General features: G+C 70.9%; 21 protein-coding genes and 1 pseudogene. 17 read left to right on the top strand and 5 right to left on the bottom strand.

Annotated features, from left to right (window positions below; genetic code table 11):
• From ACWEPF_RS32075 to ACWEPF_RS32065, 3 genes are all read left to right on the top strand, one after another.
• A partial coding sequence (locus tag ACWEPF_RS32075) for a BlaI/MecI/CopY family transcriptional regulator (protein ID WP_452175313.1) occupies positions 1-249 on the top strand: 249 nt, incomplete at its 5' end.
• Positions 246-1184 (top strand): M56 family metallopeptidase, encoded by a 939-nt coding sequence (locus ACWEPF_RS32070; protein ID WP_452175312.1) that lies wholly within the window; start codon positions 246-248, stop codon positions 1182-1184. The genes ACWEPF_RS32075 and ACWEPF_RS32070, both read left to right, overlap by 4 nt.
• A gap of 206 nt (positions 1185-1390) precedes the next feature.
• Entirely contained in the window at positions 1391-1858 is a 468-nt protein-coding gene (locus tag ACWEPF_RS32065; protein ID WP_452175311.1) for a hypothetical protein, read from the top strand.
• Between the two features lie 22 nt (positions 1859-1880).
• Here the strand turns inward: ACWEPF_RS32065 and ACWEPF_RS32060 are convergent, their stop codons facing one another.
• The 5 genes from ACWEPF_RS32060 to ACWEPF_RS32040 form a co-directional block, all read right to left on the bottom strand.
• The gene (locus ACWEPF_RS32060) at positions 1881-3599 is read right to left on the bottom strand and encodes a hypothetical protein (protein WP_452175310.1); all 1719 of its coding nucleotides are present in this window, start codon (positions 3597-3599) and stop codon (positions 1881-1883) included.
• A gap of 80 nt (positions 3600-3679) precedes the next feature.
• Complete coding sequence (locus ACWEPF_RS32055) at positions 3680-5122, bottom strand: ABC transporter ATP-binding protein (protein WP_452175309.1); 1443 nt, start codon at positions 5120-5122, stop codon at positions 3680-3682.
• On the bottom strand, positions 5119-5955 hold the full coding sequence (locus tag ACWEPF_RS32050) for an ABC transporter permease (RefSeq protein WP_452175308.1): 837 nt from the start codon (positions 5953-5955) through the stop codon (positions 5119-5121). The genes ACWEPF_RS32055 and ACWEPF_RS32050 overlap by 4 nt, the downstream gene beginning before the upstream one ends.
• Positions 5952-6968 carry an ABC transporter permease gene (locus ACWEPF_RS32045; RefSeq protein ID WP_452175315.1) on the bottom strand — a complete coding sequence of 339 codons (1017 nt, stop codon included), beginning with the start codon at positions 6966-6968 and terminating at the stop codon, positions 5952-5954. Before ACWEPF_RS32045 ends, ACWEPF_RS32050 begins: the two co-directional genes overlap by 4 nt.
• On the bottom strand, positions 6953-8512 hold the full coding sequence (locus ACWEPF_RS32040; RefSeq protein WP_452175307.1) for an ABC transporter substrate-binding protein: 1560 nt from the start codon (positions 8510-8512) through the stop codon (positions 6953-6955). Before ACWEPF_RS32040 ends, ACWEPF_RS32045 begins: the two co-directional genes overlap by 16 nt.
• Before the next feature lie 374 nt (positions 8513-8886).
• Here ACWEPF_RS32040 and ACWEPF_RS32035 point away from each other — a divergent pair, with 374 nt between their 5' ends.
• The 14 genes and pseudogenes from ACWEPF_RS32035 to ACWEPF_RS31970 all read left to right on the top strand — a co-directional run bounded on the left by ACWEPF_RS32035 (position 8887) and on the right by ACWEPF_RS31970 (position 23216).
• Entirely contained in the window at positions 8887-9885 is a 999-nt protein-coding gene (locus ACWEPF_RS32035) for a TauD/TfdA family dioxygenase (RefSeq protein WP_452175306.1), read from the top strand.
• A 54-nt stretch (positions 9886-9939) separates the two neighbouring features.
• Positions 9940-10947, top strand: a complete 1008-nt coding sequence (locus tag ACWEPF_RS32030; protein ID WP_452175305.1) for an ornithine cyclodeaminase family protein — start codon at positions 9940-9942, stop codon at positions 10945-10947.
• The gene (locus ACWEPF_RS32025; protein ID WP_452175304.1) at positions 10938-12281 is read left to right on the top strand and encodes a Y4yA family PLP-dependent enzyme; all 1344 of its coding nucleotides are present in this window, start codon (positions 10938-10940) and stop codon (positions 12279-12281) included. Before ACWEPF_RS32030 ends, ACWEPF_RS32025 begins: the two co-directional genes overlap by 10 nt.
• A gap of 38 nt (positions 12282-12319) precedes the next feature.
• Positions 12320-13351, top strand: coding sequence for a cysteine synthase family protein (locus tag ACWEPF_RS32020; protein ID WP_452175303.1), 1032 nt, complete (start codon positions 12320-12322; stop codon positions 13349-13351).
• A gap of 9 nt (positions 13352-13360) precedes the next feature.
• Entirely contained in the window at positions 13361-14803 is a 1443-nt protein-coding gene (locus ACWEPF_RS32015) for an MATE family efflux transporter (RefSeq protein WP_452175302.1), read from the top strand.
• 551 nt (positions 14804-15354) lie between these two features.
• Positions 15355-15734: pseudogene (locus ACWEPF_RS32010) on the top strand (DedA family protein); the annotation flags it as partial.
• Between the two features lie 154 nt (positions 15735-15888).
• The gene (gene efeO / locus ACWEPF_RS32005; protein ID WP_452175301.1) at positions 15889-17046 is read left to right on the top strand and encodes an iron uptake system protein EfeO; all 1158 of its coding nucleotides are present in this window, start codon (positions 15889-15891) and stop codon (positions 17044-17046) included.
• Positions 17047-17150: 104 nt separating this feature from the next.
• Entirely contained in the window at positions 17151-17342 is a 192-nt protein-coding gene (locus ACWEPF_RS32000) for a hypothetical protein (RefSeq protein ID WP_452175300.1), read from the top strand.
• Between the two features lie 54 nt (positions 17343-17396).
• Positions 17397-18233: an iron uptake transporter permease EfeU gene (efeU, locus tag ACWEPF_RS31995; protein WP_452175299.1), complete on the top strand. Its 837-nt coding sequence runs from the start codon at positions 17397-17399 to the stop codon at positions 18231-18233.
• Positions 18234-18614: 381 nt separating this feature from the next.
• The gene (locus tag ACWEPF_RS31990; protein WP_452175298.1) at positions 18615-18755 is read left to right on the top strand and encodes a hypothetical protein; all 141 of its coding nucleotides are present in this window, start codon (positions 18615-18617) and stop codon (positions 18753-18755) included.
• Positions 18756-18802: 47 nt separating this feature from the next.
• Positions 18803-18925, top strand: coding sequence for a hypothetical protein (locus ACWEPF_RS31985; protein WP_452175297.1), 123 nt, complete (start codon positions 18803-18805; stop codon positions 18923-18925).
• Between the two features lie 463 nt (positions 18926-19388).
• Entirely contained in the window at positions 19389-20972 is a 1584-nt protein-coding gene (locus ACWEPF_RS31980; protein WP_452175296.1) for an MBL fold metallo-hydrolase, read from the top strand.
• 154 nt (positions 20973-21126) lie between these two features.
• Entirely contained in the window at positions 21127-21897 is a 771-nt protein-coding gene (locus ACWEPF_RS31975; RefSeq protein ID WP_452175295.1) for a hypothetical protein, read from the top strand.
• Entirely contained in the window at positions 21894-23216 is a 1323-nt protein-coding gene (locus ACWEPF_RS31970) for an aminotransferase-like domain-containing protein (protein ID WP_452175294.1), read from the top strand. Before ACWEPF_RS31975 ends, ACWEPF_RS31970 begins: the two co-directional genes overlap by 4 nt.
• Positions 23217-23294: the final 78 nt, after the last annotated feature.

The following is a 23294-nucleotide window of genomic DNA, read 5'->3' as shown; positions in this document are numbered from 1 at the left end:
GGCACCATCCTCATCCGCCTCCACGAGAAGGGCACCCTGACCCGGGTGCGCTCCGGCCGCGGCTACGCCTACGCGGCGGCCGATGACGCCGCCGGGCTGGCCGCCGGGCGGATGCGCCGCGAACTCGACACCGGACCCGCCCGCGACCTCGTCCTCCAGCGGTTCGTCTCCTCCCTCTCCGAAGGCGACGAGGACGTGCTGCGCCGCCTTCTCCAGCAGGCCGACAGCTCCGAGGAGGCGGGCTCGTGACCCTGGTCATGCTCCTGGTCACCGCCGCGCTGGCGTTACCCTGGGCGGTCACGGCCGCGGCGCGCCGCCTCGCCGCCGCCCTACCCCCGAAGCAGGCGTGCGCGGCCATCGTCTCGGCGGCCGTGCTGGCCGCCGGCGGCACCGGCGCGGCCCTGTTCGGCCTCGCCCACGTCCCCTTCCTCGCCAACCTGGAACAGCTCACCCTCGCCCAGGTCACCACCGAGTGGCCCGCCGCCCTGCCCGTCGCCGCACTCGCCGCGGCCGTCATGGCCACCCAGCTCGTCCTGGTCGTCCGCCGCTGGTCCGAGCACCGCTCCCTGCTGGCCCGCGCCTGGGCCGAAACCGCGGACGCCGAAGCGGACGGCGAGCTGCTCGTGGTGCCGGGGGAGGGCCCCGACGCCTTCGCCCTGCCCAGCCGGCGCCGCCGCCCCGGGGCGATCGTCGTCACCCGCGCCATGCTCCAGGCCCTCGGCGAGCAGGAGCGCGAGGTCCTCGTCGCCCACGAGCGAGCCCACCTCGCCGGCCGCCACCACCTGCTCTCCGTCACCGTCTACCTGGCCGCCGCCGTCCACCCCGCCCTGCGCTCCCTGCGCCCGGCCCTCGACTTCCACCTGGAGCGGTGGGCGGACGAGTCCGCGGCCCGCGAGGTCGGCGACCGCCGCCTGGCCGCCGCCGCGATCGCCCGCGCCGCCCTGGCCGGAAGCGCCGCCAAGTCCCGGGGCGGCCCGCTGCTCGCGGTGAACACCGGCCCCGTTCCGCAGCGGGTCGAAGCTCTCCTCGGCCCGGTGCCCGTCCTGCCGAAGGCCGCCTCGGCCCGCGCCTCCGCCGTCGGCCTCGTCCTGTGGGTGCTCACCTGCGCGGTCGCTGCGGTCGCCATCGCCTACGTACTGCACGAGTACGTCGAACTGGCCGCCGAGGTGATCCGGGCGCGCTGACCACCCCGCGACTGACGACATCGATGTAGACCAAAGGGGCGAGGCCCGGGTACGGTGAGCCTAGGTTTACTTCGCGCACCCGCCGCCGGGAAAACCGCAAGCGCACGGCCCCACGGGCCGACCCCGGAGCACACCGCCGTGCCGCCGGTGCACGGCGCGGCGGGCCCGGCCGGAGAGGGCATCGCGCTCGCCGGATGGGAAGCGGTGTGTACGAGAGGGGCAAGAGCTCGCAGACCTCGGAGCAGGTCGTCGACCTGCTGGCCGCCGCCGCGCAGGCCGCCGACGACCTCTTCACCGACCTGCTCGGCGACCGGGGCCTGACCACCCCCCTCCACCGGCAGATCCTCCAAGTCTTGGCAGAACACGGGCCCCACGCCCGCCCGGACCTCGCCACGCAGACCGGCGCCGCCCCCGAGGAAGCCGCCGACGCGGTGGCCGACCTGCTGAAGAAGAACCTGGTCACCTTGATGACCGTTCATGTTGGCGGACCCCAGGAACTCGTGCTGCTCGCACCGCCCGGACGCGCGGCGCTCGACCGCCTGGAGACCGCCCCCGCCCGAACCGAGGACGCGCTGCTGTCCTCCCTCACCCGGGGCGAACGCGGCCAACTGGCCTACCTGCTGCGCCGGGTGTGCACCACCGCTCAGGCGCACCGCCAGTCCAGAGCCTCGTAGCAGGTGTGCGCGAGGCTTGCCGCTACGGCTGTTCCGGGGACGGTGCGGGTGTGTGGAGGGTGACGGTGGCCACCGGGTCGTCGGTTGGAACCACGACGTAGTACTGGCCGTCCTCGTCCGGCCGTTTGGCCACGCGTGCCGACGGAACGGCGTAGTGCATGTTCCCCAGGGCGACCGAGAGGCCGCCGATCTCCACCTGCAGCGGCAGGAGGAAGGCGACAGGGCCGACCTCGTCCCCCTCGGTCTCGGCGATGGCCCGGCCGAGCCAATCGTCCGGCGCGCACCTCACATGGTCCCATCGCACTGTCAGTTCCCCGCCTCGCAACAGGTGGGCGGCATCCAGCCACGGCTTGACAGTGTGGAAGTGGTCCAGCGCGGGCATGCGGATCGGCCGAGCGGCAGCCCGCTGGATGACCAGCAGCGCCTCGATGACGTCCAGGAGCAGGCCCGGGTTGTCCGGCAGCGGCTCGGTGATCGGGGTCTGGGCGACGACCTGCCCGCCGTGCGGATTGCGCAGCAGCAGGGTGTTCGGCGCGCCGAGGTGGCCGAGCATCTCGGCGCCGGCCCTGAGCTTCTGGGGCTGGAGGCCGTCCAGGTCGCGCGACTTGAGTGCGAACCGGAAGCCCGAGGTCTCCCGGTTGATCTGCAGGGTGATGTCGAACAGCCCGTTGGCCTCCTGGCCGTAGTACCGGCCGCCGCGCCCTGACATGCCGGTGGTGGAGCTGGTCACCTCGGCGACGGTCGAGCCCAGTTCGGTGCCGTCGGGGGAGAGAACTACGATCTCGATCTCGGCCGGGAACGGCGCGGGCGTGTGTGTGCTGCTGATGCGGATGGCATCTGTCGTGCCGCCCTCGGGCGTCAGGCCGCCGGGGAGATCCATCGTGATGTCGGCGTTCGCGCCGGGCAGGACCAGTTCGCCGCCGTAGTCGTGGAACTCCCTGATCTGGCGTTCGAGTTCGCCGCCGGGCTCGACGTTGATCGTGACCGACAGCGGCACCGGGCGGACGGCGGGCGCGTCCTCGAAGCGGGCCCGGACCACGATCGTGACCCAGGAGTCCGGGAACTGCTCCTGCAAGAAGACGACCATGAGGTGCGGGTTGACGCTGGCAACTGTGACCTCTTCATGAGTGATCATCAGGTCGTACCGGTAGTGCGGGTCCTGCTCGTTGATGCGGTTGGCCAGGGCTCTGAGGGTGTCCGCGGCGTCGGAGGCGTCCAAGGGGCGGCTGCCGGCACCGGAGGGGGTGTAGAGGCGCAGAAGTTTCATGAACTCGGCAGCGGCGACATCCACCCGGTCCCGGCCGCCGCTCAGGTAGTAGTCGATGACCGCCGGAAATTCGGCGGCCAGACCGTCGACGTAGTTCAGCCCTCGCCAGGTGGGTCTGACACCGGGCGGGGCGGGCTGGCCCTGGAGCCAGTCGAAGAAGTTCTCCTTGGTCGGGTCCAGCGGCATCACCAGCGTCCAGGCGGAGACCCGCAGTTTGCGGCGCTTCGCGTAGGCCACAAGCCGCGCGAGCGACTTGCTGACCTGGCCCCTCTGCTTCGCGCTCAGGGTCTCGGTGAACTTCTTGACCTGGAAGACGTGGTAGGTGCCATCGGCAAGGGGCAGCAGCAGGTCGATCCCGCCGTCTCCCACCGACGGGCGCACGCGCATGCAGTCCGGGTGCTCCCTGCACATGAGGATCGCGACGACCTCTTCGACCTCTTCGCCCGACATGCGGGTCCACTCCACACGCGTCATGGCACCACGCTATGCCCCGGTGTCGACGGCGTACGCGATTCACCCGCCGGGGTTTCGGCGGGGCGGCGTCCGGCGGCCGGTCAGGCCCTCGCGGGCTGCCCGGCCGGCGCGGGGAAGGCGGCTGTGTCGTCGAGGCGCAGGGTGTAGTCGGCATGGGCGTCGACGAGGTCGAGGTCGTGGGTGACCAGGACGACCGCGAGACCGTGAGCGGTGCGCAGGTCGGCGAGCAGCGCCATGATGCCGCCGGCGGTGGCGGCGTCTAGGGCGGAGGTGACCTCGTCGCACAGCAGGACGGCGGGGTCGGCGGCCAAGGCGCGGGCGATGGAGACGCGTTGGCGCTGCCCGCCGGACAGCTCGTGGGGGTGGCGGGCGGCGAAGTCGGCGGGAAGGCCGACGGCGGTGAGGAGTTCGGCGACTCGGGCCGGTTGCTGCTCGGAGGGCGCGGTGCGGTGGAGGGCGAGCGGGCGGGTGAGGGTGGCGCCGACGGTGCGGGCGGGGTTGAGGGCGCCGAGCGGGTTCTGCGGTACGAGCTGGATCCGGCGCAGCTGCTCGCGGGTGCGGGTGCGGTGGGTGCCGCGGAGCGGGGCGCCGTCGAGGGCGAGCGTGCCGGTGGTGGCGGGGTGCAGGCCGGCGAGGGTGCGCAGCAGGGTGGTCTTGCCGCAGCCGGAGGGGCCGACGACGGCGGTCAGGGCGCCGGGGCGCACGTCGAGGTCGACGCCGGTGAGGATCTGGCGGCGCTCGCGTCGGGCGCCGACGTGCGCGGTGAGGGACCGGGCCGTCAGGACCACCTCACGGAGCGAGGCTTCGGCTACCGCGGTTGTGGTGCTGTGCTGGGCGGGGACCGTGTCCGGTGTCGGCGCGACGGGGGCGTGCAAGGTGTGGACGGTGTCGGCGCAGCGGGCGACGAAGGCGGGGTCGTGGCTGGTGAGGGCGATGGTGATGCCGTCGTGGTGGGCGAGGTCGCGGAGCAGGTCGGCGATCTCGTCGCGCAGGGCGCCGTCGAGTCCGGCGGTCGGCTCGTCGAGGAGGAGCAGTTCGGGGCGGCGGGCGAGCGCGCGGGCGAGGGCCACGCGGCGCTGCTGGCCACCGGAGAGGGCGGCGGGGCGGCGCCGTTCAATGCCCTGGTCGGCAGGCAGCCGCACCTGCGCGAGGAGTTGGAGGAGGGCCGCGGAGGACTTGTCGGCGGCGGTCTCGGTGATGAGGCGGCCGGCGCGCATACGGGGGTTGAGGCCGGAGCCGGGGTCCTGGCCGAGGTAGGCGAGGCGGTGTCGGCGCAGGCGCCGCAGCGGCTCAGGTGCGAGGGCGAGGACGTCCTCGCCGAGGACGGTGACCTGACCGGTCGTCACCGCGCAGGGGGGCAGGGCTCCGGCGAGGGCGCGCAGCAGGGTGGTCTTGCCGCAGCCGGACGGGCCGGTGATCGCGTGGACGCGGCCGGGCTCCAGGGCCAGGGTGGTGTCGCCGAGCAGCACGGTGGCGTCGGGGAGCGCGACGGTGAAGCCGGTGACCGTGGCGGTGGTGTTCACAGGGCGGTCTCCGGGGTGGGACGGGCGGGTGCGAGTGCGTCGGCGGCGAGGTTGACGCTGACTGCGAGCAGGCCGATGGCCAGGCACGGGGCGGCCACCGCCCAGGGGTTGAGCATGATGCCGGGGGCGTTCTCGCGGATCATCAACGCCCAGTCCGCTTCGGGAGGTTGGGGACCGAGCTGGAGGAACGCGGCGATGGAGACGACGTAGACGCCTTCGACGAACCGCAGGCCGAGCAGCGCCAGCAGCGTGGCGCGCAGGTTGGGCAGCACCTCGCGGGCCATCAGGTACCACAAGCGCTCGCCGCCGGCGGCCGCGGTCTCGACGTAGCCGGTGGCGGCGACGGGGGAGGCAGCCGCGGCGACGACCCGCACGGCGTAGGGGATGCCGAGCACCGTGGCGGCGGCGCCGACGGCGAGGCGTCCGCCGCCGGGCCAGGCGAGGGCGATGAGCATGATGCCGAGGACGGCGGGCAGTAGGATCGCGAGGTCGGCGGCGCGCTCCAACCACCGGCCCAGGCGCGGGCGCAGGGCCGCGAGGATGCCCAGCACGGTGGCGGCGGAGGTGACCAGGACGGCGATGGCCAGGGCGGTGGCGATCAGCGGAGCACCACCGGCCAGCAGTCGGCTGGTCACGTCGCGGCCCAGCAGGTCGCCGCCGAGCGCGGCTGAGGCGTCGGGGGTGCCGTAGGGCATGGTGACCGGCCTGTCGATCGCCTCGGGCGCGAGCAGCGGTCCTGTGACGGCGAGCGCGACGAGCAGCAGTGCGGGTACAACCCGGGTCAGCACCCGTACGCGGGAGGGGCGTTGGCGAACGGCGGCGGTGGGGGTCATGGGCGTGCTCCCAGGACGCGGTCGCGGATCAGGTCGGCGAGGAGCAGAAGGACGCTGATGGCGGCCCCGGCGGCGGCGACGACTCCGGCGACCAGCGGGGTGTCGCGGTCAGTGATGGCGCTGGCCAGGACGGCGCCGATGCCGGGGTAGTTGAAGAGGGTCTCCACCACGACGGCTCCGCCGAGCAGCATCCCGGCGGAGGTGGCGATGGAGACGGCTACGGCGGGCAGCGCGCCGGGCAGCATGTGGTGGGTCAGGACGCGGCGGCGGGGCAGGCCGTCGAGGATCGCGGCCTGCACGTGGGGGAGGGAGGCTTGGTCGGCGAGGGCGCCGCGCACGATGCGGGTGTTCCAGCCGATCTGGGGGATCGCGAGCGCGAGCAGCGGCAGGATGAGCATGTCCCAGGAGGCGGGGGCCCCGTCGGGGCCGGTGAGGGTGACGGCGGGCAGCCAGCCGGTCCACTGGGAGAGCAGGAGCAGCAGGGCGACGGAGACGACGAACTCGGGCAGGGCGAACGCGGCGGTCGCGGCAACCGCGATGGCGCGGTCGATGCGCCCGCCGGGGCACAGGGCGGCCCAACTGCCGAGCGCGAGCGCGCCGGTGACGCTCAGGAGCAGGGCGAGGACGCCGAGCAGCAGGGTGTTGGGAAAGGGTCCGGCGAGGACGTCGGTGACCTTCTGGCCCCGGGCGGTGGTGCCCAGGTCGCCGGTGGGCAGGCCGGTCATCCACTCCCAGAAGCGGACGGGCAAGGGCCGGTCGAGGCCAAGGGCGGCTCGGCGGGCGGCGACGTCGACGGCGCTCTCGCCGCGCTCGGAGACGGACTTGGCGGCGTCACCGGGCAGAACCTCGATCGCGGCGAACACCGCGGCGAGCAGCAGTACCAGCATCAGCAGGCGCCGGGCGGCGAGGGCGGCGGCCCGGCCCGCACCGGGGAGGATGCGGGCCGGGCCGGACACTGCCTTGGGCACGGTGGTGCCGTCGGCGTCAGCTGGCTGGATCAACGGGCCAGCCAGGTCTTCTCGAGCTGGACGCGGCCGTAGCCGGGGAGCTTGGGCAGGCCGCGCACGGCCGCACCCGCGAGGTCGATGCCGTCGGCCATGCCCCACAGCAGGTAGCCGGACCTGGCGAACTCGATCTCCTGGAGCTGGTGCAGGACCTTGGCGCGCTCGGCGGCGTCGGCGGTGCCCATCGCCTTGCGGTAGGCCTCGTCGAAGGCGGGGTCCTTGAAGGCGGCCTCGTTCTGGCCGGCGTCGGAGAGCATCGTCTTGGAGGCGAAGAACACCACCGAGTCGTTGGTGCCCCAATAGGTGGTGTAGAGCGGGGCCTTGAGCCAGCTCTCGTCCCAGAAGATCTTCGAGTCCTGCTTGACGACGTTGATCTTCACGCCGGCCTCGCGGGCCTGGGTGGCAAACAGGGTCGCCGACTCGGCGAGGCCCGGGATGTCCTCGGTGGTGAGCAGGTCGTAGGTCTTGGCGGTGTCGAACCCGGCCTCGGCCAGGAGCTGCTTGGCCTTGGCGAGGTCGCGCCCCCGCTGCGGGATGTCCTTGGCGAAGGCGGGGTCGCCGGTGCCGAGGATGTCGTTGCCGACGCTGCCGTAGCCGGACAGGACCTGCTTGACCATCGCCTCGCGGTCCACCGCCAGGCGCAGCGCCTCGCGGACCTTGGGGTCGGCGAAGGGGCCGTCGGCGGTGCGCATCACGATCGGCATCGCCATGTCGTTGGGGCGGCGCAGGATCTGGACGTCCTTGCGGGCCTCGGCAGTTCGGGCGGCGACGGCACCGACGTTGGAGGCGAGGTCGATCTGCCCGGCGAGCAGGGCGTTGGCCATCGCCTGCGGGCTCTCGAAGATCCGCACCTCGATCGCGTCCAGCGCCACCTTGCCGCCGTACCAGTCGTCGTTGCGCACCAGGCGGGCGTTGCCGTCGCGGAACCAGTCCAGCTTGAACGGGCCGGTGCCGGGCGCGCTCGCGATGGTGTCGTCCTTGGTGTCCTTCTTGACGACGAAGGTGGTCAGGCGGGTGAGCAGCGGCAGGTCGGCGTTGGCGTAGTCGGAGACCAGGACCACGGTCTTGGGGCCGTCGGCGCTGATGCCCTCGGGCTGGATGCCGGGCAGGCGGCTCTTGCCGGCCGGGGTGGCGCGCAGGCGCTTGAGAGAGAAGACGACGTCGTCGGAGGTGACGGGGGTGCCGTCGTGGAACTTGGCGCCCTCGGCGATGGTGAAGCGCCAGGTCTTCAGGTCCGCCGACGGGGTCCAGCTCGCGGCCAGGCGCGGGGCGGTGTTGGTCTTCTCGCCCGGCACCGCGAGGGTGTCGTAGATCAGGCTGAGGATCAGGTAGTCGCTCTCGTTGGCCTGGGAGCCGTGAGGGTCGCGGGTGACCGAGCCCGCCTTGCCGAGCGCGCCGACCTTCAACGTCCCGCCGCTGCGCGGCTGTTCGGACGCGGACGCGGACGGGGCGGAGTCCTTGGAGCCGGTGGCGGTGCTGCTGCAGGCGGCGAGCGCACCGGCCGCCCCGATCCCGGCACCGGCCCACAGCAGCTGTCGTCTGGTGACGCCCACGGTCGTTCCTCGTTTCAGGTCGAGCAGAATTTGCTTAGGTTTACCTATCCTAAGTTTTGGGGCGTCAGCAACCCCGGTGCATCAAGTTGGCCGACGGGCGACTTGCCCCAATGGGGCGTCAAATTCCCTGGTCAGAGCGAGCGTTGAGGTCCGAGCGTTGCCAGCCTGACGTCGACACTGTGACTGACGACACAAATGTAGTCAAACTCGGGGGTAAGGCTTGCCTTACCCAGACCGGGTTGTTACGTTCCTGGCTGTCCAGCCGCCGAGTCGTGCCGGACCCGAAGCCCTCGCGCTCCCCACCTCTTCTTCACCGGGCCGCCCCTGCCGCCGCGCCCGGACTCCGTCCTGCCACCGCCCTGGAAGGTGCCACCGTGCCCACCGCCGCTGCCCCTGCCCCGGTTCGCCAGCTCGAAGCCGACCACGTCGCCGAGCTCACCGCCATCGCGGCCGAACTCCTGGACATCCACGGCCTGGCCACCAGCCCCGCACTGCTCGCCGACCTTCCCCACGCACGCACCCGCCTCAGCGCAGGCCTGCACCACGTACTGCGCCCCGTCGACACCGCGGACGGCCTGTTCGTGGTCCGCGGCCTGCGAGTTGACGACGCCACCCTCGGCGCCACCCCCGGCCACTGGTCCACCGTCGGCGACGCCGGCGCACTGTGGGATGTCGTCCTGCTCCTGGTCTCCACCCTGATGGGCACCCCGATCGCCTGGGACGGCCAGCAGGACGGGCGCTTCGTCCACAACATCGTCCCCTCCCCGGGCCACGAGACCGTCCAGACCGGGGCCTCCAGCAGCGTGCTGCTCACCCCGCACACCGAGGACGCCTTCCACCCCGGCCGCGCCCACCTGCTGCTGCTGTGCTGCATGCGCAACCACGACGCCATCGCCACCACCGCCGCCAGCATCCGCCTCGCGCAGCTCGCCGACGAGGACCTCGCCCAGCTCACCCGCCCGGTCGCCCCGATCCTCCCCGACGACGCCTACGAGGACGCCCAGCAGTTCGGCGGCAAGCCCGACCCGGTCCCTACCCTGTTCGCCGCCGCCGACGGCGGCCTGACGCTGCGTTACGACCCCGCCTACACCCCGCTGGACGAGGCGGACGAGCAGTGGCGCGCCGCCTACGGGCGCTTGGAGGACGAGCTCGCCCGCGTCTCGGTCGCGGTGAGCCTTGAGCCCGGCGACGTGCTGGTCGTCGACAACGACATGGTCGTCCACGGCCGGGTGCCCTTCACCGCCCGCTACGACGGCACCGACCGCTGGCTCAAGCGCGCCTCCGTCCGCGTCCCCGGCCGCACCACCCGCCCCGACGCCGAGCGCCACGAGCACGGCTACGGCCAGGCCGCCCTCGAAGCCTGGGCCGCCTGACCCGCACCCCGGCACCACCCCTGCCGCGCCCAACCCCCAGAAGGGAAACCCCAGATGAGCACCCAGGACACCGTGACGCCCCACGACGGCACCCTTCGCGTCCTGAGCACCAGCGACCTCGCCGGCATTGACATCACCCTCGCCGACGTCGTCGACACCGTCGAACAGGCCTACCGCACGCTGGCCGCCGGGCAGTCCGACAACCCGCGCAAGCTCACCGTCAAGCCCGCTGACGGCCACTCGGTCTCCTACGCCATGCTGGGGCGCGACGGCGTGCGCAACGTCGTCGCCGTCAAGACCTCCTACAAGCACGGCCTCGACAAGGGCCGCGAAGAGCAGCACTACTACACGACGCTGAGCATCTACGACGACGTCACCGGCCTGCCGGTCGCGATGATGGACTGCTCCCGGATCGGCTCCCTGCGCACCCCGGCCGTGTCCGCGCTGCTGGCCCGCGAGTGCGCCACCCCCGACGCCCGCACCGCGCTGGTGATCGGCACCGGCACCCAGGGCCGCCTCGCCCTGCCGTTTCTGCTCACCACCCTCCCGAAGCTGGAGCGCCTGCTGCTGTCGGGCACCCACCCCGAGGGCATCGCCGCTGTCCGCGCCGAACTGGAGCGCCACTTCCCGGGCCGCGAGCTGGAGTTGGTCACCGACCTCAAGCGCGCCTCGAGCGAGGCGGACGTCATCGTCGCCACCGCCGGCGGCCACACCCCCGCCGCGGTGGAGGCCGGCTGGCTCAAGCAGGGCGCCGTCGCGATCCTGGTCGGCCACGGCCTGGCCCCCTCGACCCTGCACCGCGCCGACCGGGTGATCGCCACCAGCGAGGCCCAGATGCAGGTCACCGGCACCGACATGGCCGACGACGAGGGCAAGCTCCCCGCCGTCGACCTCGAACTGCCCGTCATCCTCGCCGGCGTCTCCAAGGCCCGCACCAACCCGGGGCAGCGGATCTTCGCCTACAACAGCGGACTGGTCGTCACCGACATCGCGCTCGGCCACCGCTTCGCCCAGCTCGCCGCCGAGCAGGACCTGGGCACCGAGGTCACGCTGTGGCGCTGACCCTCCCGGCCCACCCGGACCCGATCGAGGACGAACTCGCCGCCTCCGGGCTCCTGCACGACCTCGCCCACGCCTTCGGCGGCCCGTTCCACTACGTGCTGCCCGACCGCTTCGACGCCAACCTCGCGGCCTTCCGCTCCGCCCTGGACGAGGCGGGCGTGGAGGGGAGGGTGTACTTCGCGAAGAAGGCCAACAAGGCCGCCGCCTTCACCGAACGCGCCGCCCAGCTCGGTGCCGGCGTCGACGTCGCCAGCCACGGCGAACTGCGCGAGGCCCTCGGCCACGGAGTACGCGGCGAAGACCTTGTCGTCACCGGCCCCGCCAAGAGCGGCCAACTCCTGCGCGTCGCCGCCCTCCAAGGCGCGCTGATCGCCGTCGACGCACTCGACGAACTCGACCGCGTCCTCGCCCTCGACGTCCCCCGCCCGGTCCGTGTCCTGCTGCGCCGCTTCCCGCCCGCCCAGCCCAAGAGCCGCTTCGGGATGGACGACGACCAACTGGCCGAAGCGATGGCCCGGTGCGCGGCAGTGGGGGAGCGGGTGCGAATGGAGGGCTTCAGCTTCCACCTGTCCGGCTACGCCGTGCAGCCCCGCGCCGACCTCGCGGGCGACCTCGTCGAACTCTGCCTCAAGGCCCGCGTCCTCGGACTTCAGGCCGACAGGATCAGCATCGGCGGCGGCTTCGCCGTCGACTACACCTCGGCCGAGCACTGGCAGGGCTTCCTCGCCGCCCAGGGCCCCGACGACTACCACGCCCAGAAGTCTTTCAGCGAAGGCGACTTCTACCCCTACCACTCGCCCGTCGCCGGAGCCGACGCCCTGCGCGCCATCCTCACCGCCCAACCCGGTGGCGCCGGTGACCCGCTCGCGCAGCGCCTGCGCGAGGCCGGGGTGATGCTGCTGCTGGAGCCCGGCCGCGCCCTGCTGGCCGGAGCCGGATCGTCCGTCTTCACCGTCCAGGGCGTCAAGGACCGCACCGGGTACGGCATCGTCACCGTCGACGGCACCAGCCTCAGCCTGTCCGAGCAGTGGTTCAACAGCGAATACCTCCCCGACCCCACCCTCGTTGGCGCGGTAGCGGAGCCGGTCACGGGGGAGTACCGGGCCTGCGTCGGCGGGGCCAGCTGCCTGGACTCCGACCTGCTCACCTGGCGCAAGATCGCCTTTCCCCGCCGCCCCCGCGCCGGCGATCTGCTCATCTACCCCAACACCGCCGGCTACCAGATGGACTCCAACGAGTCCCCCTTCCACGACCTGCCGCTGCCGGCGAAGGTCGTCATCCACCGCGAGGGCGGGCGCCTGCGCTGGCACCTCGACCACCGCCCCGCCTGCTGACCCTGCCACCACCCGCTTCCGAGGGAGCCCCCGCCGCCATGACCGACGCCCTGCACCGCCCCCCGGTGGTCACCCGCATCTCCGACCTCATCGGCTACACCCCGCTGTTCGAGCTCGCCCGGGCCGACAACGGCGCCCGCCTGCTCCTCAAGCTGGAGATGTTCAACCCCACCGGCAGCGCCAAGATCCGCATGGCCCGCCAGATGGTCCGCGACGCCGAGGACCGCGGCGAGCTGTGCACCGGCGGCCACATCATCGAGTCCACCTCCGGCAACACCGGCCTGGGACTTGCTGTTGTCGCCGCCGAGCGCGGCTACCGCTTCACCGCGGTCGTCGACAACCACGCCGCCGCCGACAAGCTGCGCGGCATGAAGGCCATGGGCACCGAGCTGGTGTTCGTCGACGAGGGCACCGACGGCGAGGAGCTGCACACCGCAGCCCGCGAGGAACTCGCCGAGGAGATGGCCAAGGGCAAGGACAACACCTTCTTCACCGAGCAGCACAACAACCCCAGCAACGCCGTCGGCTACTACGCGGTGGGCCGCGAGATCGCCCAGGCCCTCGACAATCGGGTGGACGTGCTGGTCGGCGCTGTCGGCACCGGCGGCGGCCTGTGCGGCACCGCGCTGGAGCTCAAGAAGTACGTGCCCGGTGTCACCGTGGTCGGGGTCGAGCCCAAGGGCTCCATCGCCTTCGGCCCGCCCGCCCACGACTACTACCAGTCCGGCACCGGCACCCCCGAGGGCGCCACCATCGGTCTGCTGGTCGACTACGACCTCATCGACGAAGGCGTCAAGGTCGGCGACATCGAGGCGTTTGCCACCGCCCGTGTCGTCGCCCGCCGCACCGGCCTGCTCATCGGCGGCTCCGCCGGCGGCGTCGTCCACGACGCCCTGACCCGCCTGCAGACCCTGCCGCCGGACGCCGTTATGGTCGCCTTCATCAACGACGGCGGCGAGAAGTACATGGACACCGTCTTCAACGACGAGTGGATGAACGCCCGCCAGCTCATCGACGAGGCCGTCGAGGCCGAGGTCGACGAAACCCTCGCCAAGCTCCGCCGGAACTGAAAGACGGTCATGACGCAGCTCCACACCCTGATCCGGGACAGCCGCGCGCTCGCCGTGCTCGCAGTCCCGCTCGCCCTCACCCAGCTCGCCCAGGTCGCCCTCACCACCACCGACACCATCATGATGGGCGTCCTCGGCACCGAGGCCCTGGCCGCCGGCGGCCTCGCACTGGTGATCTTCAACCAGCTGCGGACCATGGGCGTGGGGCTGACCACCTCCGTCGGCAACCAGATCGCCGCAGCCGCCGCCCGCGCGGAGCGGGCCGACACCTCGTCAGGAACCGCCACTGAGGCAGGTTCCGACGCTGCGGGGGACGAGGAGGTCCGCGGCCTGGTGCGCGCCGCCCTCGCGGTCGCCACCATCGCCGGCCTCGCCGGAGCCGTCCTGATGATCCTCATAGGCCAGGCGGCGACCTGGCTCGGCCAGGACGCCGCCGTCGCCGACCGCGCCCAGCAGATGCTCTACGCCCTCGCCCCTGGCCTGGTCCCTTGCCTGTGGTTCCAGGCGATCCGCCAGTTCACCGTCGGCATGCGCCGCCCCCAGGCCCTCCTCCAGATCACCATCGCCTCGGTCGCCGTCAACGCTGCCCTCAACTGGGCGTTCATTCACGGCACTTTCGGCCTCCCCGCCCTCGGCCTCACCGGGATCGGCGTCGCCACCAGCAGCGTCTACCTCCTCTCGCTGCTCGCCCTGCTCGCCGCCGCCCGCCGCGACCCCCAGCTCGCCCCGCTGCTCAGCCTCGCCTTCTGGAAGGCCGACCCGGCCACCGTGCGCAAGCTGCTCGGCCTCGGCACCCCGATCGCCGCCACCTACGGCTCCGAAGCCGGGTTCTTCTTCGTCACCGCCCTGCTCGCCGGAACCTTCGGCCCAGCCGCCCTCGCCGCGCACACCGCCGTCAACCAGCTCATCTACATCGTCTTCCAGGTCGCCGTCGGCCTCTCCCACGCCGCCTCCATCAACGTCAGCCGCGAGATCGCCCTCGGCGAGTACGCCGCCGCCCGCCGCATCCGCAACACCGCTCTCGCCTGCGGCGCCGCCGTCATGGCCTTGGTCGGCGCCCTCTACCTCACCTTCCCCGACCTCGTCCTGCGCCCCTACTTCGACCCCGACTCCGTCACCGACCAGCAGGGTCTGGCCATCGCCACCGGCCTGCTCGGCGTCGTCGCCCTCCTCCAGTTCTTCGACTGCGCCCAGAACATCGGCGTCGGCCTCCTACGCGGACTCGACGACACCAAGAGCGGCTTCCGCCTCACCCTCATCGGCTACTGGGCCGTCGGCCTTCCCGCCTCCTGGCTCCTCGCCTACCCCCTCGACGGCCAGACCCGCGGCCTCTGGATCGGCCTCCTCATCGGACTCGCCACCACCGCGATCCTCCTCCTGCACCGGTACGGCCAAGCCCTTACAGCCCGTGAGAACGTCACCGCGAACCCGGTCGTCCCGGCCACTACCTGACACGCGCCACCCGGCTGTCTCGTCAAAGGGGAATGGCAGCCGGGAGAGCGTGCTTCGCGCGCCGCACCTGAAGGCGAACGGGAGGCCAGTGCCGTTGCGCCGTTGTCGGTCAAGATCGAAGTTAGCCGGTGGTGCGGTCGGGCAGTAGTCGAAGGAGGTCGGAAGCGGGTGAGCAGGGCTTGTCGCATCTGATTCGGTTGGCGAGATGGAAGGCGGGATCGGCGCCGGTGGTGTTGCGGCCCGGTACAGCGAGGGGCGGGCGGGCACTGGCGGGTCGCGTGAACTCGAGCATCCGGGAGGCCGTCGCGGAGTTCTTCCACGACGAGGACGGCTTGTCTCTGTTCGGTGCCCCGCACGCGTGAGAGTGGACCAGCGGGGCTACCAGTTCCGTCTTGGCCACTCGCGGTGGGGTGTTGGCTTGTTGGCGGGGTGGATTGGTGGCCCCGTAGTGGGCCACCAACCCACCGGGTCACAGCGGGGCGGCGAGGCTAGCCGGACGCATGTCCGTCCAGTGGGCCTCACGTAGTCGGTGCAGCAGGTTCTGGCGGCCGCTGCTCGGGCGCCGGAGGCCGTCCCTCCTCGGCCGGCCCCGGAACAAGCACCTGCACGCGGGCGCCGCGCGCCGAACAGCTGCTTGCTCGTTACGGACACGGCAGGGCCGTCGTCCTCGCTCGCTTCGTGTCGGTCGTGCGGACCGTCCTCAATCCGCTGGCTGGTGCCCTCGGCGTCAACATCCGCACCTTCACTCACTCTGTGTCAGGTGGTCGGCGGACTCTTCTGGACGTTCGGGCTGGTGCTCGGCGGCTACGCCCTCGGCTCGTCGATCCCGGACGGTACCTGCTGCCGCGGGTCGCCGCGATCGTCGCTCCTGTCGCTCGCGCTGGAACTGCTGCGCTCCCGTCGGCGGGCCACGGTACGGCAGAGCTCATAGCGAGCGGCCGGCCCGTCAGGGCAGACGCGCGGAACGAGGCTTACGTCTACAGCAATGTAGACAACATAGGTTTGCCTTAGTTAAAGTGTGCGCGGCCTTGTGATTCCCGCGATGCGCCCACTCCCTGATCGCCCGTCCACTCCGGAGTTCTGCCATGCCCGCACCTCACCGGTCCGCCGCTGTCATCCTGCTCCTCACCCTGAGCGGCGCGGCACTGGTCGGCTGCTCCAAGAAGGCCGACCAGGCCGCCCCCTCCGGTGACGGGTCCGGACCGGTCCAGATCACCGCAGGCGACAGCAGCTGCGAGGTCTCGCGGACCACCTTCCCGGCGGGGCACGTGGAGATAGCCGTGCACAACAAGGGATCCAAGATCACTGAGGTGTACGTCTACGCCGAGGGCGACCGGATTGTCACGGAGCGGGAGAACATCGGCCCGGGCACCAAGGCGACCATCAACGCGGAGATCAACGCCGGGACCTACGAGGTGGCCTGCAAGCCGGGCATGGTCGGCAGCGGAATCCGCCAGCGGATCACCGTCTCGACTGCGGCGGGCAGCACACCGGCCAAGGCGGACGCGCGCCTGGAGCAGGCGGTCGCCGACTACCGGAAGTACGTCCAGGAGCAGGCCGACGCCACCATCCCGGTGGTGCGGCAGTTCGCGGACGCGGTGAACTCCGGCCAGCTGGAGAAGGCGAAGGCGCTGTTCGCCCCTTCTCGGACGGGCTGGGAACGTACGGAGCCGGTGGCGGAGAGCTTCGGTGACATCGACCCGAAGACGGACGTGCGTGAGGACGGTCTGGAGCCGGGCCAGGAGTGGACGGGCTGGCACAGGCTGGAGAAGTCGCTCTGGGCGGACGGGAAGATCACCGACGAGGACAAGAAGCTGGCCGAGCAGCTGGTGGCGGATCTGACGGGGTGGCAGAAGGTGGTCGGCACCGCCGAGATCACCGCGACCTCGATGGCCAACGGTGCCAAGGAGCTGCTGGACGAGGTCGCCAAGAACAAGGTCACGGGCGAGGAGGACCGCTACAGCCACACCGACCTGGTGGACTTCGCCGCCAACGTCGAGGGTGCCCGCCAGGCGTACGAACTGCTGAAGCCCGTCGCCTCCGAGAACGACGCGACCCTCGCCAGGACCCTCGACGCCGAGTTCGAGTCGATTCAGGCACTCCTTGCCAAGTACCGCCAGGCCGACGGCACCTACACCTCCTACGACAAGGTCGGCGAGAGCGAGCGCAAGGCCTTCTCGGACGCCGTCAACGCCCTGGCCGAGCCGCTCTCCAAGCTCGCCGCCGCCACCGTCGCCAAGTAAGCCGGCGGGGGAGTCGGCGGAGAGGCCGAGCCGAAGCAGGACGCGAGCGCAGTCGGTGCGGGGAGCGGTGACAGGCGCAACCGGACGCGCCCGACCTCTCGGCCATGCCGAAGCGAATGGGGCCGTTCTTCGCCTACCCGCGCGGCATCTGCAAGGGCTTCGTCACCGTCCAGCGGTGGCTGGCTGCCAGTGACGCGCTCAACGAGTGCATCCGGCACGTCGGCTCGGCGCAACCCGCCTACCCGCCCGGCGTCCGAAAGCCCGGCGTGTGGTGGGGCAAGCCGCTCCTCGGCTGAGCTTGGGCAGCCACGCTACCCGCCTCCCAACCCCTGAGACCTGGAGAGACCGCCGTGTTCGGCAACTACCTGATCGGCCTGCGCGAGGGTCTGGAAGCCAGCCTCGTCGTCTGCATCCTCATCGCCTACCTGGTCAAGACCGGCCGGCAGGACAAGCTGCCACCGGTCTGGACCGGGGTGGCTGCCGCGGTCGTGCTCAGTATGGCCTTCGGTGCCCTCCTGCAGTTCGGTTCATCGCAGCTGACCTTCGAGGCGCAGGAGGCGCTCGGCGGCTCACTGTCGATACTTTCCGTCGGGCTGGTCACCTGGATGGTGTTCTGGATGCGCCGGACGGCCCGTCACCTCAAGACGGAGCTGCACGGCAGGCTGGACGCAGCCCTCGCGATGGGAACGGTGGCCCTCGTCACCACATCGTTCTTCGCGGTCGGCCGGGAAGGACTGGAGACCGCACTCTTCATTTGGTCTGCGGTCAAGGCCACCAACGACGGCTACAACCCGATCATCGGTGCTGCACTCGGCTTGCTCACTGCCATCCTGCTCGGCTGGCTGTTCTACCGGGGCGCCCTGAAGATCAACCTGGCCAAGTTCTTCACCTGGACCGGTGCCATGCTGGTGGTTGTCGCGGCCGGCGTGCTCGCCTACGGCGTGCACGACCTCCAGGAGGCCGGCTGGCTGCCCGGTCTGCACGCTCTCGCCTTCGATGTCTCCTCGGTCATCCCCAAGGACAGCTGGTACGGCACCCTGCTCAAGGGTGTGTTCAACTTCCAGCCCGACCCGACGGTGCTTCAGGTCGCCGTCTGGGCTGCGTACTTGGCCCCCACCTTGGCAGTTTTCTTCGGTGTGGGAACTGTTCGGCGAACGCCTCAGGCGTCGTCAAACAGAACGGTCTGACGAAGGGGCATCGGTTCCACGCATGCAGAGACTGCCGCCTACCACCACCGCCGGCAGCGCAGCCTCGCCATAAAGGGCGCCGGAGCACCTCCGTGGTTCAGGCGCTTCCGAGGGCGCCTGTGTGTCCAGCCGGTGTGTGGCGTGGGCGCATCAGACCGCGGAGCACACTGCGTCCTCCCGGGGGCGGTCCACGTGTCGTCGCGGTCGCCCCGTGTCGGGGCGGTCGAGGCGGACACGATCTCCGGCCGGTTGGAGGGCGGCGGGCTGTGCCGGCCACCGGCGACATGTACCCCTACTCCGGCAAGGGCCCCGGGCCAGACTGGTGTACCTGGGGCACCACGCGGCCGAGCACCTCGGCCAGCCGGAGGCGCTCGCGCCTACGTGAATGCCGAACTCGCCTCGGGGCTGGTGAGCTTCGAGGTCCACGCTGACCTGGACCTCTCCGACCACTCCCTGCTGGCCATGGGCTTCGATCGGCGCGCGCTGACCGAGCTGCTGAACGACTTCGGCTGGGCCGCGTGAGTCTGCCCCTCCCGTCCACAGCGGGTCCTTTTCCTGGACACCACGTCTTGTCGTCCTTCGCCGCACTGGTGCGGAGCGTGGTCGCTGCCGCGCTCGGCACCGGGCGGGCCAAGGTCGCCGACGCCCTGCCCCGGCTCGCTGTATGCCCCGGCCTCCGCCCGCCGGCATAGCCGGGGCCGACACGCCTGCCCTGAACCGGAGCCCAGTTCCGGTGGCAGTCGCGGCCACGAGGTGCCGGTGAACAGCACGAACAGGTCACCAGCTCACAAGTACAAGATCCTCTTACGGCCCATGGGAAGTAATTGGTGGGTCGAGCGGCATTGCGCTGATAGCTCCAGGCGGATTTTCCGCGAGACGGGGTTCCGATGTCAACGGGTGCACGGGCAGCGCTGTTCAAGTGCGGGCGGTGTGCAGTTGAACAGGAGGGCATCGGGTGCCGAGTATTGATCAAAAGTGTCCTTCCGGGTCATCCTTCAGTGGAGAGCGGCCTGTGTACGGCGAGGCGGGTGGGACTTCCTCCGGCTTTGTGCATCGGATTTTCGACTCTCCGTGATCCGGTGTAATGCGTTATTGCTGTGCGTGTGCCCCGGGTCGGTCCACTTTTGTCGATTACTTCCGGACGGAGGGGCGCAGATGGCTGACGAGCAGGTATTTCTGCGGTCGAAGGTCATTATCGAGCCGCTGATTGACAGGTTCTTTGCCTGGCCCTACACGATGGCGCCGGTGCAGTCGGCGATGAATCTGGCGTTCCTTCAGGTGCCGCTGCTGGAGTCGTACCTGCAGTCGCCGCAGGTGCACGTCGCGGCGAGCAACAACCCTGAGCTGCGTGGTGGCTACTTCATCAACATCGCCGAGGAGCGTGCCGACGAGGTGCGCGACCTGCTGGCCTCCATCAAGCGGGACCGGGCGGAGATCCTGAAGTTCGCCGAGGCAATTGCCGCAGGGCAGGAGCTGCTGCGGGCGAATGCGACCGGCTTCGACCTGACGCCGCTGTACCCGAAGCTGCCGCCGGAGCTGGGCGGCCTGGTCGAGCTGGCCTACGACGCCGACAACCAGGCGCAGCTGCGCTTCATGGAGCCGGTGGTCTACAAGAGCGGCTACTACCAGGAGTCACGCCAGTCGGTGCAGCTCTCGTTCGAGACCGGGATCGAGCGCCCGTTTGTCCTGAGCACGCCGCGGCTGCCCTCGCCGGACGTCCTGGAGCTGGACATCCCGTTCCGGCACGCCGGCCTGGAGGAGCTCTTCAAGGCCCGCGTGGCGCCGACCACGCTGTCCCACCTGCGCGAGGCGCTGGAGCTGAACGACGCGCAGGCGGTGCAGCTGTCCGGCATGCTGAGCGGCCGGCCCAGCCTGGCCGAGGACCGGCACATCGACAGCGGCGGCCGGATCCGGTACTTCGGTCACGCCTGTCTGGTGCTGCAGACGCCCGAGGCCGCGATCGTCACCGACCCGTTCATCAGCGCGGACAGCACGGCGGGCGATCGGTACAGCCTGGACGACCTGCCGGACTACATCGACCTGGTCGTGATCACCCACGGGCACCAGGACCACATCGTGCTGGAGACGCTGCTCCAGTTGCGTGGCCGAGTCGGGGCGATCGTCGTGCCGCGGTCCTCGCGCGGCAACCTCGTGGACCCGTCGATGGCGCTGATGCTCCGGAACCAGGGCTTCCCGGTGATCGAGGTGGACGACTTCGACGAGATCCCGTTCCCGGGCGGCAAGGTGGTCGCCACCCCGTTCCTCGGCGAGCACTGCGACCTCGACATCCGCGCCAAGTCGACCTACTGGGTCGAGCTGGCCGGCAAGAAGGTCTTCGTCGGCGCGGACTCCTCGGGCATCGACCCGATGCTTTACCGCTACATCCGGGGCCACCTGGGCACCGCCGACATCGCTTTCCTCGGCATGGAGTGCGACGGTGCGCCGCTGACCTGGCTCTACCAGGCGCTGCTCACCATCCCGATCACCAAGAAGATGAGCAACTCGCGCAAGCTCTCGGGTTCCAACGCCGAGCAGGCTGCGGCGATCATGACCGAGCTGGGGGCCCAGGAGGCGTACGTGTACGCCATGGGCGAGGAGGACTGGCTCGGCCACGTCATGGCCACCACGTACACCGAGGACACGTACCAGATCAAGCAGATCGAAGAATTCATGACCTGGTGCAAGGACCGCAACATCAAGGCCGGTCACCTCTTCAAGCAGCAGGAATGGCGCTGGTGACAGCGGTTCACCGCTGACGCCCCAGTAGTGCGGGCGCGAGTCGGGTCGGGGTATCGGGGCGGCGCTTCTCGGCGGTGTCGATACCCCGGCCCGACCGGTCTTGTCGGCCCGCGCCGACCGTTTATTGGCCAATGTTTTCTCGGGGAGCCGCCTCATGGCTGTGCACGACATTGCGTATGTCGAGTTGTACACGCGGGACAAAGTGACCGCCGTCGATTACCTCGTCTCGGCCATGGGATTCATGCGGATCGCGGATTCGGTGGCCGCCGACCGGAGTTCCATTCTGCTCCGCCAGGGTGAGGTGCACTTGGTCGTCACCTCGGGCCGGGGAATCTGGAAGTTCCTCGATGAGCACGGGGACGGGGTCGCAGACATCGCACTGACCTGTGACGACGTGGCACGAACCCGTGAGTCGGCGGTGGCGGCCGGCGCACGGCTGATCCTGTCGGCGCAGGACAACGCGGTGGTGTCCGGGCTCGGGCCGGTTTCCCACAGCCTTCTGCCGAGAGCGACGGGCCCCGAGGCGTACCGCGGGACCAGGCTACCCATTGGGCGTCGCTGGACGTCGGCGGCGGCCGAGGTGCCTCGGCCACGCACGTCGCGGCCGTCGCGGGACGGTGCCGCACCGGTCCGCTGGGCTCTGGACCACATCGAGATCGACGTGGAGGGTAGCGGCCTGCTTGAGCGCGCCTGGTTCTACCGGGACGCCTTCGGGTTCTCCTGCGAGCCGTCCAGCCAGGTGGTCGTAGCGGGGGAGCCGAGGGAGTCCGTGGTCGTGCGCAGCGAGTCCGGGCGCGTCGCCCTCACCCTGCTGGCGCGCGCCACGCCGACGGAGCGGGTCGGCCGCCCGCCCGGGGAACGGCAGGCCGGGCAAGGGGAACCGGGCTCGCGCCAGTCCGTGCTCGCCCGGCTGGCCGCCCGATGAGCGCAGCCGAGCCGCTCGGGACCGGCCTGCGGGTGGCGGACCTGCACGCCAGTGTCAGCGACCCCGTCCTGGACACCATGAACTTCCTCAACGAGGTCACGTTCCGCTACCCGGAGGCCATCTCGTTCGGCCCGGGCCGCCCGTACGACGGGTTCTTCGAGACCGAGCACATCTTCACCTACCTGCGCCGCTACCTCGACCACCTCGAGGCGGGTGGGGCCTCGCCCGGTCAGATCCGTTCTGCCCTCTTCCAGTACGGGCCGACGAGCGGACAGATCCGCGAGCTGATCGCCGACTCGCTGCGCAAGGACGAGGGCATCAGCGTCCCGCCGGAGTCCGTGGTGGTCACCGTGGGCTGCCAGGAGGCGATGTTCCTCGCGGTTCGGGCACTGATCTCCCGGCCCGAGGACGTCCTGCTGGTCTCCAGCCCCTGCTACGTCGGCATCACCGGGGTGGCCAGCCTGCTCGACGTACGGCTCACCGCAGTCGAGGAGGGCGAGCAGGGCTTCCACTGTGCGGACTTGGAGGCGGCGATCCTCGCCGAGCGGGCGCTGGGGCGTCGGCCGAAGGCCTTCTACGTGATCCCGGACCACTCGAACCCGTCCGGCACCACGATCCCGTTGCAGACGCGGCATGAGTTGCTCGACCTCGCGGAGCGGCTCGACATCCTGATTCTGGAGGACAGCCCGTACCGGCTGGTCAGCCCGGGACAGCAGTTGCCGACCCTCAAGGCGCTGGACACCCGGCGCCGGGTGGTTCACCTGGGCTCTCTCTCCAAGACCCTCTTCCCCGGTGCCCGGGTGGGCTTCGCCGTCGCTGATCAGCCGGTCATCGGCCCGGACGGCCACACCGGTCTGTTGGCCGACCAACTCACCAAGATCAAGAGCATGGTGACGGTCAATACCTCCTCGGTGAGCCAGGCCGTCGTCGCGGGCATGCTGCTCACTGCGGACGGCCGGGCCGCAGAGCTCAACGCCGAGACGGCCCATTACTACGGCGACAACATGCGGGCCATGTTGGACCAGCTCGCGGACTGCTTCCCGGCCGAGGAGAGGCAGGGGCTCGGCGTCCGCTGGAACGAGCCGAGCGGGGGATTCTTCCTGTCGTTCACCGTGCCGTTCCGCGCGGACAATGCCGCGCTGGCGCGCTCGGCCGAGGAATTCGGGGTCATCTGGACCCCGATGTCCTACTTCTACCCGGACGGCGGCGGCGAGCACGCGCTGCGGCTGTCCGTCAGCTATCTGACCAAGGCGGAGATCGCGGACGGGGTCGGCCGGCTGGCCGACTTCATCAGGGCCCAGACGAAGGAAGCGATCTGAGTCCTCGTCACCAATGCCCGTGCCGATCCGGTGCGGGCGTACCCGACTCACGGAGAGGTTCCCGTACGTGTTGGCAGC

This window comes from Kitasatospora sp. NPDC004289, from assembly GCF_053602875.1.
The sequence above is the reverse complement of the archived record's forward strand: the minus strand, read 5'-3'. Positions and strand labels throughout refer to the sequence as shown.

What these genes read in the sequence shown, in the direction of transcription:
- ACWEPF_RS32030 (WP_452175305.1), top strand. Translation starts at nt 9,940, where the DNA reads ATGAGCACCCAGGACACCGTGACGCCCCACGACGGCACCCTTCGCGTC.
- ACWEPF_RS31970 (WP_452175294.1), top strand. Translation starts at nt 21,894, where the DNA reads ATGAGCGCAGCCGAGCCGCTCGGGACCGGCCTGCGGGTGGCGGACCTG.
- ACWEPF_RS32050 (WP_452175308.1), bottom strand. Translation starts at nt 5,955, where the DNA reads ATGACCCCCACCGCCGCCGTTCGCCAACGCCCCTCCCGCGTACGGGTG.
- ACWEPF_RS32000 (WP_452175300.1), top strand. Translation starts at nt 17,151, where the DNA reads ATGCCGAAGCGAATGGGGCCGTTCTTCGCCTACCCGCGCGGCATCTGC.
- ACWEPF_RS31980 (WP_452175296.1), top strand. Translation starts at nt 19,389, where the DNA reads ATGGCTGACGAGCAGGTATTTCTGCGGTCGAAGGTCATTATCGAGCCG.
- ACWEPF_RS31975 (WP_452175295.1), top strand. Translation starts at nt 21,127, where the DNA reads ATGGCTGTGCACGACATTGCGTATGTCGAGTTGTACACGCGGGACAAA.
- efeO (WP_452175301.1), top strand. Translation starts at nt 15,889, where the DNA reads ATGCCCGCACCTCACCGGTCCGCCGCTGTCATCCTGCTCCTCACCCTG.
- ACWEPF_RS32060 (WP_452175310.1), bottom strand. Translation starts at nt 3,599, where the DNA reads ATGACGCGTGTGGAGTGGACCCGCATGTCGGGCGAAGAGGTCGAAGAG.
- ACWEPF_RS32020 (WP_452175303.1), top strand. Translation starts at nt 12,320, where the DNA reads ATGACCGACGCCCTGCACCGCCCCCCGGTGGTCACCCGCATCTCCGAC.
- ACWEPF_RS32015 (WP_452175302.1), top strand. Translation starts at nt 13,361, where the DNA reads ATGACGCAGCTCCACACCCTGATCCGGGACAGCCGCGCGCTCGCCGTG.